General features: G+C 73.1%; 14 protein-coding genes. 9 read left to right on the top strand and 5 right to left on the bottom strand.

Annotated features, from left to right (window positions below):
- Positions 1-119: 119 nt before the first annotated feature.
- The 3 genes from ACFXDE_RS20780 to ACFXDE_RS20770 form a co-directional block, all read right to left on the bottom strand.
- The gene (locus tag ACFXDE_RS20780; protein ID WP_380496187.1) at positions 120-428 is read right to left on the bottom strand and encodes a hypothetical protein; all 309 of its coding nucleotides are present in this window, start codon (positions 426-428) and stop codon (positions 120-122) included.
- A 79-nt stretch (positions 429-507) separates the two neighbouring features.
- On the bottom strand, positions 508-1,425 hold the full coding sequence (locus ACFXDE_RS20775) for a hypothetical protein (protein WP_380496185.1): 918 nt from the start codon (positions 1,423-1,425) through the stop codon (positions 508-510).
- Positions 1,422-1,955 carry a SigE family RNA polymerase sigma factor gene (locus ACFXDE_RS20770; protein ID WP_380496182.1) on the bottom strand — a complete coding sequence of 178 codons (534 nt, stop codon included), beginning with the start codon at positions 1,953-1,955 and terminating at the stop codon, positions 1,422-1,424. Before ACFXDE_RS20770 ends, ACFXDE_RS20775 begins: the two co-directional genes overlap by 4 nt.
- A gap of 419 nt (positions 1,956-2,374) precedes the next feature.
- Between ACFXDE_RS20770 and ACFXDE_RS20765 the strand changes: the two genes are divergently transcribed.
- The 8 genes from ACFXDE_RS20765 (at position 2,375) to ACFXDE_RS20730 (ending at position 9,251) form a co-directional block, all read left to right on the top strand.
- Positions 2,375-3,346 carry an urea transporter gene (locus tag ACFXDE_RS20765; protein ID WP_380436079.1) on the top strand — a complete coding sequence of 324 codons (972 nt, stop codon included), beginning with the start codon at positions 2,375-2,377 and terminating at the stop codon, positions 3,344-3,346.
- Positions 3,347-3,423: 77 nt separating this feature from the next.
- Positions 3,424-3,729 (top strand): urease subunit gamma, encoded by a 306-nt coding sequence (locus ACFXDE_RS20760; protein WP_380436081.1) that lies wholly within the window; start codon positions 3,424-3,426, stop codon positions 3,727-3,729.
- Positions 3,730-4,575, top strand: coding sequence for a cobalamin biosynthesis protein CbiX (locus tag ACFXDE_RS20755; RefSeq protein ID WP_380496179.1), 846 nt, complete (start codon positions 3,730-3,732; stop codon positions 4,573-4,575). It abuts the gene before it with no gap.
- A gap of 37 nt (positions 4,576-4,612) precedes the next feature.
- Positions 4,613-5,035, top strand: coding sequence for an urease subunit beta (locus tag ACFXDE_RS20750; protein WP_380436085.1), 423 nt, complete (start codon positions 4,613-4,615; stop codon positions 5,033-5,035).
- Positions 5,035-6,759 (top strand): urease subunit alpha, encoded by a 1,725-nt coding sequence (ureC, locus tag ACFXDE_RS20745; protein WP_380496177.1) that lies wholly within the window; start codon positions 5,035-5,037, stop codon positions 6,757-6,759. Before ACFXDE_RS20750 ends, ureC begins: the two co-directional genes overlap by 1 nt.
- Positions 6,756-7,514 carry an urease accessory protein UreF gene (locus ACFXDE_RS20740; protein WP_380496175.1) on the top strand — a complete coding sequence of 253 codons (759 nt, stop codon included), beginning with the start codon at positions 6,756-6,758 and terminating at the stop codon, positions 7,512-7,514. Before ureC ends, ACFXDE_RS20740 begins: the two co-directional genes overlap by 4 nt.
- 73 nt (positions 7,515-7,587) lie before the next feature.
- Positions 7,588-8,208, top strand: coding sequence for an urease accessory protein UreG (gene ureG, locus ACFXDE_RS20735; RefSeq protein ID WP_380436091.1), 621 nt, complete (start codon positions 7,588-7,590; stop codon positions 8,206-8,208).
- Entirely contained in the window at positions 8,205-9,251 is a 1,047-nt protein-coding gene (locus ACFXDE_RS20730) for an urease accessory protein UreD (RefSeq protein ID WP_380496173.1), read from the top strand. The genes ureG and ACFXDE_RS20730 overlap by 4 nt, the downstream gene beginning before the upstream one ends.
- Before the next feature lie 11 nt (positions 9,252-9,262).
- Here the strand turns inward: ACFXDE_RS20730 and ACFXDE_RS20725 are convergent, their stop codons facing one another.
- Both ACFXDE_RS20725 and ACFXDE_RS20720 read right to left on the bottom strand, forming a co-directional pair.
- Positions 9,263-9,694 (bottom strand): SMI1/KNR4 family protein, encoded by a 432-nt coding sequence (locus ACFXDE_RS20725; protein ID WP_380496171.1) that lies wholly within the window; start codon positions 9,692-9,694, stop codon positions 9,263-9,265.
- Positions 9,679-10,125: a protein phosphatase gene (locus ACFXDE_RS20720; RefSeq protein ID WP_380496230.1), complete on the bottom strand. Its 447-nt coding sequence runs from the start codon at positions 10,123-10,125 to the stop codon at positions 9,679-9,681. The genes ACFXDE_RS20725 and ACFXDE_RS20720 overlap by 16 nt, the downstream gene beginning before the upstream one ends.
- A gap of 107 nt (positions 10,126-10,232) precedes the next feature.
- Here ACFXDE_RS20720 and ACFXDE_RS20715 point away from each other — a divergent pair, with 107 nt between their 5' ends.
- A complete protein-coding gene (locus tag ACFXDE_RS20715; RefSeq protein WP_380496169.1) occupies positions 10,233-10,373 on the top strand; it encodes a hypothetical protein in 141 nt (46 codons plus the stop codon).
- The last annotated feature ends 7 nt before the right edge of the window (positions 10,374-10,380 follow it).

The raw sequence follows: 10,380 nt of genomic DNA, 5'->3' as shown, positions 1-10,380 counted from the left end.
TGGTTTTTGCTGCTGGGGTCCCTCGCGGGCGGGGGCTTGGGCCGGGGGGGCTTGGGGGGGGGGGGTGGGGTAGGGCGCCCCCCCCCACTCCCCACTCCCGCTACGGAGGCACGGGCGGGTTACTGGAAGGTCCGGAGCACGAGCCCGTCCCGCCCGCACAGGACGACCTTCGACGGGGCCCGTTTGCCGACGGCGACGAAGTGCTCCCTGATCCGGCCGGCCGTGTCGCGCAGCCCGTTCTCGGTGGCCTCCGAGATGGGACCATGCGTCTGCCAGTGCATCGTCAGTTCCCACTGGCGGCCCCGGCCGCCGCCGCGCGGCGCGGTCGGCTCGGCGTCGAGGCCCAGCCGGCCGAGCAGTTCGAGGATCGCGTTCATGTCGGTGCCGTCGATGTGGGCGAAGTCCTCTTCCACCAATATCGCATCCATGTCCGACCCTCTACCCGCCGCGGACCGGACGACGCCGGCGCCGGGGCGTGTCCTTCGGTTCACGCCGGGAAGCCCGCCGTCACTTCAGGAAGCCGAGCTCGCGGTTCGGGAGCTCGGCGCCGTCGCGGCCGAACTGCCGCCAGGTCTCGGCCCGGGTACCGGCCTTGCGGGGCACCGCGACCCAGCGGATCGGCGAGTCCGCGACGGTGACCAGCGGCGGCTCCGTGGTCGTGCCGTCCGCCCAGGTCACCGCGACCCTGGCGACGTCGGGGGCGACCGAGACCACCGCCACGTCCGCCGGTGCCGCGGTGTCGTCCTTGCCCCAGTGGCCGAGGCTGGTGCCGGTGAGCGCCTCGCCTCCGGGGGGCGGGGCCTGGGTGGCGGAGCGCGTGGTGAACACCTGGTCGTGCGGCAGCCGGACGCCGCCGACCGTGAAGTAGAGGTTCACGACGTCGTCGTGGGGCTGCCAGTACTGCCGGACGTACGCCTCCGTCGGCTCCGGCACCTCGGGGTCGACCGCGCGCCGCTCCGCGGCGATGGCCTGCGCCTGCCGGAACGCCTCCTCCTTCGGCGCGAGCGTCCACAGCGCCGCCCAAACCTTCCACTCCTTGCCGTTGGCGGTGCCCTCCGCGAGCACCACGCGGAGGGGGCTCAGGGGATCCCGCGCCGCCGTCGACACGGAGGGCGTGGAGCCGGACGTCGCCGCGGGTGTCGGTGCGGACAGCGGTGCGCCGCCGGCCGCGCCGATCGTCGTGCCGCCCGCCGTCCGCCCGCCCAGGCCCGCGAACGCGCCGCCGCCCAGGACCACCACCGCGGTCAGCGCGACCGCGCCCACGACCGCCCGGCGGCGGCGCCGGATGCGGCGCCCGCCCGCCACGATCCGGTCCACCGGCACCGGGCCGACCGCGGCCCCGGCCGCCGCGTCGGCCAGTTCGAGTCCGACCCACAGGTCCTGCCCGTCGCCGCCGTTGCCCTCAAAGCCCTCGTTGCCGGTCATGCCTGGCCTCCGATGTGCGTCATGTCGGTGAGTTCCCTCAGCGCCGCGGTCTGCCGCAGCTTCGCTATCCCCTTCGCCGCGTGGCTGCGCACGGCTCCCGTCGAGCAGCCCATCGCCGCGGCGGCCTGGCTGTCGCTCAGGTCCTCCCAGTGCCGCAGCACCACGGCCTCCCGCTGCCGGGGCGGCAGCGTGGCCAGGGCGGTCAGCAGCGCCGAGCGCTGGTCGGAGCGGCGGTAGCCGTCCTCCGTGCCGGGCGCGTCCGGCACGGCGTCGACCAGCAGCTCGGGCGGCCGGCGCCGGTGGTGGCGGGCGTGCCGGTTGACCAGGATCCGGCGGACGTAGGCGTACGCGTCGTCGGCGCGGCGCACCCTGTGCCAGGACGCGCAGGCCCGCTCGGCGGCGGACTGCACCAGGTCCTCGGCGGCGTACTGCTCGCCGGTCAGCAGGTAGGCCGTCCGCAGCAGCCGTGGCCAGGCCGCGACGATGAAGGCCCGGAACCCGTCGTCCCGGTCGTTCTTCGGTTCTCCCATGAGCACCTCCTCACCCTCCCGGAGCCCACCCGGGGGCGGAACCGCTTACCCGGGACGGCGGGCGTTTTCGGGCCGCCGGTTCGCGGTGCAGGGTGTCCGAATTGCCGGTCAGGAGTTGATTCGGGTGGAATTCATCGGCCTGGCCACCTTCTCCGTCGCGGCAGCCATGAGTAAAACTTCGCAAAGAATGGACGTCTTCAGGGGGGCCTTCGACCTGCAGATTCAACAGATTGTTGCAGCTCAGGGGCGGGTTGATCACCAATTGTCATTCGCCCGTAACCTGGTGTGTGCGAGCATGTCGGCGATCCGCAGGAGTACGGTTCCGACGGAATCGCGAGTCGTTCGTAAGGGCACGTCGAACAGCTTCGCGGGGAACTTCGCCTTGCGGTGGAAAGCCGTAGCGGGAATTGGTGCGACGAATGGCTCAGGAAAAGGACGAACCGGCGGCTCCGGCGGCCACTCGCCCGATATCCCTCAGGCTGGGGATCGAAGTCCTGCGCGGAATCGCCCAGGTGGATTTCCTGCCGTCGGCCGTGTGCGGCCTCTTCTTCGTGGCCGCACTCTTCGCCGCCGGCTGGCAGTACGGCGTCTACGGCCTGCTCGGCAGCGTCGTCGGCACCGGCACCGCGTACGGATTGCAGCTGGCACCCGCGGCCGTGGGAGCGGGGCTGCACGGCTACAACGGCTGCCTCGTGGCCCTGAGCTGCGCGGTCTTCCTCGACCCCGGACACCCGGCGACCCTCGTCGTCGCGGTGCTCGGCGCCGTCGTCTCCGTCGTCCTCACCGCGGGCCTCACCACCCTGCTCGCCGCCCGGCGGCTGCCCGTGCTCACCGAGCCGTTCTGCCTCGTCGCCACCGCGACCACGGCGGCGGCGCCGGGCTTCCGTCAGCTGTGGCACGGCGCCCCCACCCCGGCCGCCCTGCCCCTGCCCGCCACCGGCCCCACCGGGCCGACCTGGGACCAGCTGTGGCACGGCTTCTTCGCCAACATCGGCCAGATCTTCTTCATGTCCCAGTGGTACGTCGGCCTGCTGTTCCTCGCCGGGCTCCTCGCGGCCAGCCGCCTCGCCGCCCTCACGGCCTGCGCGGGCAGCGCCACCTCGCTGGTCACCGCCTGGGCCCTCGGCGCCCCCGCCGAAGCCGTCGGCGAGGGACTGCTGGGCTACAACGGCGTGCTGGTGGCGATGGCCCTCTGCGGGGTGTTCGTCGCCCCCGGAGCGTGGAGCGCGGCCTACGCGCTGCTCGGCGCGGTCGCCGCGACCGTGCTGACCCCGGCGATCGACGCCGTCGCCGCACCCTTCGGCAGCCATGCCTTCACATGGCCGTTCGTCGTTACCACAGTGCTGTTCCTCGCGGCGGTGCCGGCCGTTCCGCGGCTGCGCCGAATCTGAGGGTCCGTCCCATTCCCCGAACTCCCCCGCGTTTCTTCGAAGCCTCTTCGAAATGCCGGAAAGGAAGCGTGATCCCCGTGAACCTGTCCCCGCGCGAGATGGACAAGCTGTACATCTACGTCGTGGCCGATCTGGCCCGCAAACGCCGCGACCGCGGCGTGAAGCTGAATTACAGCGAGGCCTGCGCACTGATCAGCGAGGCCATCATGGAGGGCGCCCGGGACGGACGCACCGTCGCCGAGTGCATGGAGATCGGCAAGCAGGTCATCGGCAGCGCCGACGTCATGCCCGGCGTGCGCGAGATGCTCCCGCTGCTCCAGGTCGAGGCCGCCTTCCTCGACGGCACCAAGCTCGTCTCCTGCCACGACCCGGTCGGTGCCTGAGTGACCGCCGACCGCCGGGCCGCCACCGTGGTGCTGGCCGGCGGCCACGAGAGCGGCCACGCCCGCGACCTCGCCCCCCTGGTGGAGCGCGGGCCCGCGATCCACGCGGCGGCCGCCCCGGGACGCGACCTCGCCGCGGCCGTCCGCTCGGCGCTCGCCGCCACCGACGGACCGGTGTGCGTCGTCCCCATGACGCTCGGCCGCGACCCGAAGCTCGTCGCCGACAGCGCCCGCGCCCTGCACTGGCTCGCCGCCGGCGAGGCCCGCGGCCGGCTCGCCCTCACCGCGCCGTTCGGCGCCGCCGAACACCTCGTCGGCTGGCTGCGCGCCGCGGCCGGCACCGACCCCGACCCGGACGGCGCGATCCTGGTCACCGCCCCGGCGGCCGGACCGTTCGAGGACGCCGAGCTCTTCCGGATCGCCCGGCTCGTCCGCCAGTACGGGCACCACCGCCTGGTCGAGGTGGCCCTCACGGGCGGCGACCCCGACCCCGCCGAGGGCGCCGAACGCTGCCGCCTCCTCGGCGCCCGCACGGTCACCGCCGTCCCGGCCTCCTTCGGACGGGCGGTCGCGCCGCCGGCACCGGCCGGCGTCCGCGACGGCGGACCGCTGCTGCGCCCCGCCGCGATCGCGGGGGTGGTCGCGGCCCGCACGGCGGCGGCCCTGCACCTGCTCGGCCACGGCGAGGACGGCGTCGCGGCCGGACTCGACGCGGAGCACGGGCACGGCTACGCCCACAGCCACGGCCCGGGCGCGGGCCACGGTCACGCTCCTGGGCAGGGTCAAGGTCCTGGGCACAGCCACGCTTCCGCGCACAGCCACACGCACGTCCACACGCATCACTGAACGAACCCACTGAACCGAGGGAGAGGAAGGGCCAGCCATGTCTGGTGGCGCCACGTACCTGTACGGCGACGACCCGGTGGAGATCAACGCCGGCCGCGCCACGGTCACCGTCACGGTCAGCAACACGGGCGACCGGGCGATCCAGGTCGGTTCCCACTACCACTTCTTCGAGGCCAACCGCGCCCTCGACTTCGACCGCAACGCCGCCTACGGCAAGCACCTGGACATCGCGGCCGGCACCGCCGTGCGCTTCGAGCCCGGCGTCACCCTGGACGTCACGCTCGCCGAGTTCGGCGGGCACGGCCGCCTGGTCGGCTTCGCCAACCTCGTCGACGGCGGCATCAAGTCCGCCGACACCCGCGCCCGCGCCATCGGCCGGGCGATCGCGCTCGGCTTCAAGGGCACCGAACTCGACCGCAAGGACGACCGCAAGGACGACCGCAAGGAAGGCACCCTCTGATGGCCATGCTCTCCCGCAAGCAGTACACCGACCTGTTCGGACCCACCGTCGGCGACCGCTTCCACCTCGCCGACACCAACCTCGTGGTCGAGGTCGAGAAGGACTTCAACCAGGGCCACTACGGCGACGAGGCCGTCTACGGCGGCGGCAAGGGCATCCGCGACGGCATGGCCCAGGACCCGGCCGCCACCTCCGTCCAGGGCGCGCTCGACCTGGTCATCACCAACGTCGTCGTCCTGGACCCGGTCCTCGGCGTCGTCAAGGGCGACATCGGGGTCAAGGACGGCTTCATCACCGCCGTCGGCAAGGCCGGCAACCCGCACACCCAGAGCGGCGTGCACCCCAAGCTCGTGATCGGCCCCGGTACGGAGGTCATCTCCGGCGAGCACCTGATCGCCACCGCCGGCGGCATCGACACCCACATCCACTTCATCGCCCCCCAGCAGGCCCAGGAGGCGCTGAGCAACGGCATCACCACCCTCATCGGCGGCGGCACCGGCCCCTCCGACGGCACCAACGGCACCACCTGTACGCCCGGCCCGTGGAACATCGGCCGGATGTACCAGGCCGTCGAGGACCTCCCGGTCAACGTCGGCCTCCTCGGCAAGGGCAACGGCTCGCTGCCCGGAGCCCTGCGCGAACAGGTCGAGGCGGGCGTGTGCGGCCTCAAGGTGCACGAGGACTGGGGCAGCACCCCGGCCGCGATCGACACGGCGCTGCGCGTCGCCGACGAGTACGACGTCCAGGTCGCCATCCACACGGACACCCTCAACGAGGGCGGCTACTTCGAGGACACCCTCTCCGCGATCGACGGCCGCACCATCCACACCTTCCACACCGAGGGCGCCGGCGGCGGCCACGCCCCCGACATCATGCGGATCGCCGGCGAGGCCAACGTCCTGCCGTCCTCGACGAACCCGACCCTGCCCTACACCGTCAACTCCGTCGACGAGCTCCTCGACATGGTGATGGTCTGCCACCACCTCAGCCACGACATCCCCGAGGACGTCTCCTTCGCCGACTCCCGGGTGCGCGCCGAGACCATCGCCGCCGAGACCGTCCTGCACGACGAGGGCGTCATCTCGATCTTCTCCTCCGACTCGCAGGCCATGGGCCGCATCGGGGAGTCCTTCACCCGCGCCTTCCAGACCGCCCACCACTGCAAGGACCAGCGCGGCAAGCTCGCCGGCGACACCGACCGCAACGACAACTTCCGCGTCCTGCGCTACCTCGCCAAGCTCACCATCAACCCGGCCATCGCCTCCGGCACCGCCGACCACATCGGCTCCCTGGAGCCGGGCAAGCTCGCCGACATCGTGCTCTGGCCGATCAACTCCTTCGGCGCCAAGCCCAAGATGGTCATCAAGGGCGGCGTCATCAACTGGGCCCTCATGGGCGACCCCAACGCCTCCCTGCCCACCCCGCAACCGGTCTACTACCGCCCGATGTACGGCGCGCTCGGCCGCGCCAAGCAGGCCACCCGGGTCTCCTTCATGTCCCAGGCCGCCGTCGACCTCGGCGTCCCGGCCCGGCTCGGCCTCGACAGCCGCGTCCTGCCGGTGCAGCGGTGCCGCTCGGTCGGCAAGCAGCACATGGTCCGCAACGACGCCCTGCCGAAGATCGCGGTCGACCCGGAGACCTACAAGGTCACCCTGGACGGCGAGCCCGCCACCATCGAGCCCGCACGCGAACTCCCGCTCAACCACCTGTTCTACCTCGCATGAGCGGCCCGGTCGGCGGCGACCAGCTCGATGGTGACCCGGTCGGCAGTGACTCGGGCAGCGGTGGCCCGGGCGGCCTGGACGCCCTGCTCGTCTGCCTCCAGCTCACCGACTCCGCCTTCCCCAGCGGGTTCTACACCCTCTCCCACGGGCTGGAGGGCTACGCCCAGGCCAAGGCCGTCACCCCGGACACCATGCCGGACCTGCTCACCGACCTGCTGCGCCACTCGGTGGGCCCGGGCGACGCCACCGCGCTCGCCCTCGCCCACCGCGCCGCGACGGCCGGGGACTGGGAACTGCTCGCCGAGGTCGACGAGCGGCTGCACGCGACCAAGCTCAACCGCGAGCTGCGGCTGGCCTCCACCCGGACCGGACGCCAACTCCTGGACATCGCCCGGGAGTCGCTCGGCGGCGAACCCCTGGAGCGGTACGCCGCACTGGTCGCCGACAAGCGCGCCCCCGGCTCGCAGGCGGTCACCGCCGGGGTCGCGTACGCCGCCGCCGGCGTCCCGGCCGAACAGGCCCTCGCCGGCGACCTGTTCGCGTTCTGCACCAGCTTCGTCGGCGCCGCGCTGCGGCTGCGGCTGACCGACCACCGCAAGGCGCAGGTCGTGCTGCGGTCGGTCGCGCCGGTGCTCCAGGAGGTCATCCGGGCCGCCCTGGCACGGGAGTTGGCCGACCTCGGCGGCTGCGTGCCGGTCGCCGACGCGATGTCCGGACGGCACGAGCGGGCCGAGGCCCGGCTGTTCATGAGCTGACCCGCCGCGGGAACCGCGCCTCGCGCGGCACCGAAACGCGAAACACGAGCAACACCGCACCAGAGGAGGAAACTTGACCGAGAACGTGCTCCGCGTGGGCATCGGCGGCCCCGTCGGCTCCGGCAAGACGGCGCTGATCGAGGCCCTCGTCCCGGTCCTGATCGCCCGCGGCCACCGCCCGGCCGTCGTCACCAACGACATCTACACCCAGGAGGACGCCCAGCACGTGCGCCGCACCCTGGCCGGCGTGCTCGACCCCGAGCGGGTCGTGGGCGTCGAGACCGGCGCCTGCCCGCACACCGCCGTCCGGGACGACCCGACGATGAACCTCGCCGCCGGCGCCGAGCTCCTGGAACGCTTCCCCGACGTCGACACCCTGCTCTACGAGTCCGGCGGCGACAACCTGACCCTGACCTTCAGCCCCGTCCTCGTCGACCTCTTCCTCTTCGTCCTGGACACCGCCGAGGGCGAGAAGATGCCCCGCAAGCGCGGCCCGGGCATCACCGAGTCCGACCTCCTGGTCATCAACAAGATCGACATCGCCCAGTACGTCCGCGCGGACCTCGGCGTCATGGAGTCCGACGCCCACCGCGTCCGCGAGGGCGGACCGGTCGTGCTCACCAACTGCCTGACCGGCGAAGGACTGGAGGAGATCGCCGCCTTCCTGGAGACCTTCCGCAAGGTCTCCGCATGACGGCCGCCCCGGACATCTCGCCGGACGTGGCCGCGGATGTCGCGCCGGATGCGGCCACGGATGCGGCCACGGATGCGGCGCCGAACGTCGTGCCGGACGTGGCCGCGGACGTGGCGCCACCGCGGCTCGACCCCCGGCACTACGAGCCGGCCCGCGTCCCGGCCGAGGTCCGTCGGCACGCCGGGACGCCCGACACCCTCGGGGTCGGGCGCCCCGGCAAGGTCGGGCTGCTGGAACTCTCCTTCGAGAAGATCGGCGCCCGCACCGAACTCACCGGCCACTACCAGAAGTCGCCGCTGCAGATCATGCGCCCGCTCTACTTCGACCCCGCCCGTCCGGACCTCGCCGTCACCCTCCTGATGTCCACCGGCGGCGGCATCCTCCAGGCCGACCGGCTGCGCACCGACCTCCACTGCGGCGCCGACACGGCCGTGCACCTCACCACCCAGGCGGCCACCAAGGTCTACCGGATGGAGTTCGACTACGCGACGCAGCTCGTCAACCTGCACGCCGGCCCCCGCGCCTACGTCGAGTACCTGCCCGAGCCCGTCATCCCCTTCGTCGACTCCCGCCTCTACCAGCGCACCGTCCTCACCGTCGACCCCACCGCCACCGTCCTCGCCGGCGAGACCGTCCTCGCCGGGCGCCTGGCCCGCGGCGAGCGCAACGCCTACCGGGTGTTCGCCTCCGACCTCGAAGTGCGGCGCCCGGACGGCCCGCTGGTCGCCCTGGACACCGTCCGCCTGGAGCCGGGCGGCGGGGGCGTCTCGGGCCCGGCGGTGCTCGCCGGGCACGACGTCATGGCCAGCCTGTACGCGATCACGCCGCTCGCCCCGGCCGCCCGGGTCGCCGACACCCTGCACGAGGCCCTCGCCGACCGCGGCCTGCTGTACGGCGTCAGCGTCCTGCCGCACGACGCCGGCGCCTGGCTGCGCCTGCTCGGCGACGACACCCGCGCCTGCGCCGCCGCGATGCGCACCGCGTGGGACGCCGTGCGCCGCCTCCTGATCGGCGCCCCGGCCCCGGACCTGCGCAAGACCTGACCGTTCAGTGGTTACAGGTACCAGTCCCCGTCTTCGGTGAGGCTCCGTTCGAGGTACTGGCGGAGCCTGCCGGCGACCATCGAGCGGCTGTCGGTCTCGTGGTCCCAGACGAACACGTCGTGATCGCGCTCGGGTGTGCGGACGAACGCGAACTGGTCGCCGCCGCCGTTGTCCCCGAAGAACATCAGCGGCTCGAACGGCATGTAGAGCTGCCGGAAGTCCTCGGTCGTCCGGAACCCGCCGTTCTCCCGCGCGATCCGCGCGGCGTCCCACACGACGTCCAGCCCGCGGTGGACGACCCCGTCGCACTCCCGCAGCAGGTCGGCGAGGTCGGACGGCACCCGCTGCCCGAGTGCCCGCTCGACCTCCGCCAGCGTGTCGTCGGAGGCCGGGGCGCCGAGCTCGGCGCCCGGGGCCAGTTCGAGGATCAGTTCGTGCCACATGCGGGCAAGTCTTCCAGAGCCCGCCGGACGTACCGCTTCTGCCAGGGCGTCTCGACGGCGTGCGGGCTGTAGTGCGCCCGCACGTAGGCGACGGCCTCGGCGGGCGGCACGCCGTCCAGGACGGCGATGCGGGCGAGCGCCGTGCCGGTGCGGCCGCGGCCGCCGAGGCAGGCGACCTCGACGCGTTGGACGGCGCAGCGCCGCCATGCCTCGCCGAAGGCGGCGCGGGCGTCGGCGCGGTCGGCGGGCAGGCGGAAGTCGGGCCAGCGCACCCAGCGGGCCTCCCACGGCACGGGGGCGGGGCGGTGGCCGAGGAGGTAGAGCGCGAAGTCGGGGGCGGGGCCGGATGGCAGCGGGCGGCTGAGGCCCCGGCCGCGCAGGAGGCGGCCGGACGGGAGCCGCAGGATGCCGGGGGCGGTCGGGTCCCACATTGTCTCGGGCACGTCATCCCTTCGGATTTTCGCTTGTGCTGGAGTGAGGCTGGCGATTTTAATCGTCGGCAGGGTCGCTGTCCGGCCCCTTGTCGAGGGAGATGTCCATGATTGCGTACGTCCCTTGTCCGGTCTCCGCCGCCACCGCCACCGCCTCCGCCACCGCCGTCCGTTCCGGTTCCGGGGCCGGTTCCGACTCCGGCTCCAATGACACGGGCTGGAACGCCGTCCCGGGCGCGGCCCGCTGAACCGCTG

This window comes from Kitasatospora sp. NPDC059408 (assembly GCF_042751525.1).
Classification (GTDB): domain Bacteria; phylum Actinomycetota; class Actinomycetes; order Streptomycetales; family Streptomycetaceae; genus Kitasatospora.
Note: the sequence above shows the minus strand (reverse complement) of the source record. Positions and strands in the feature narration are given on the sequence as shown.

Excerpts from the sequence above, each read along its gene's own strand:
- ACFXDE_RS20780 (WP_380496187.1), bottom strand. The coding sequence starts at position 428 with ATGGATGCGATATTGGTGGAAGAGGACTTCGCCCACATCGACGGCACC.
- ACFXDE_RS20775 (WP_380496185.1), bottom strand. The coding sequence starts at position 1,425 with ATGACCGGCAACGAGGGCTTTGAGGGCAACGGCGGCGACGGGCAGGAC.
- ACFXDE_RS20770 (WP_380496182.1), bottom strand. The coding sequence starts at position 1,955 with ATGGGAGAACCGAAGAACGACCGGGACGACGGGTTCCGGGCCTTCATC.
- ACFXDE_RS20765 (WP_380436079.1), top strand. The coding sequence starts at position 2,375 with ATGGCTCAGGAAAAGGACGAACCGGCGGCTCCGGCGGCCACTCGCCCG.
- ACFXDE_RS20750 (WP_380436085.1), top strand. The coding sequence starts at position 4,613 with ATGTCTGGTGGCGCCACGTACCTGTACGGCGACGACCCGGTGGAGATC.
- ureC (WP_380496177.1), top strand. The coding sequence starts at position 5,035 with ATGGCCATGCTCTCCCGCAAGCAGTACACCGACCTGTTCGGACCCACC.
- ACFXDE_RS20740 (WP_380496175.1), top strand. The coding sequence starts at position 6,756 with ATGAGCGGCCCGGTCGGCGGCGACCAGCTCGATGGTGACCCGGTCGGC.
- ACFXDE_RS20730 (WP_380496173.1), top strand. The coding sequence starts at position 8,205 with ATGACGGCCGCCCCGGACATCTCGCCGGACGTGGCCGCGGATGTCGCG.
- ACFXDE_RS20725 (WP_380496171.1), bottom strand. The coding sequence starts at position 9,694 with ATGTGGCACGAACTGATCCTCGAACTGGCCCCGGGCGCCGAGCTCGGC.
- ACFXDE_RS20720 (WP_380496230.1), bottom strand. The coding sequence starts at position 10,125 with ATGTGGGACCCGACCGCCCCCGGCATCCTGCGGCTCCCGTCCGGCCGC.
- ACFXDE_RS20715 (WP_380496169.1), top strand. The coding sequence starts at position 10,233 with ATGATTGCGTACGTCCCTTGTCCGGTCTCCGCCGCCACCGCCACCGCC.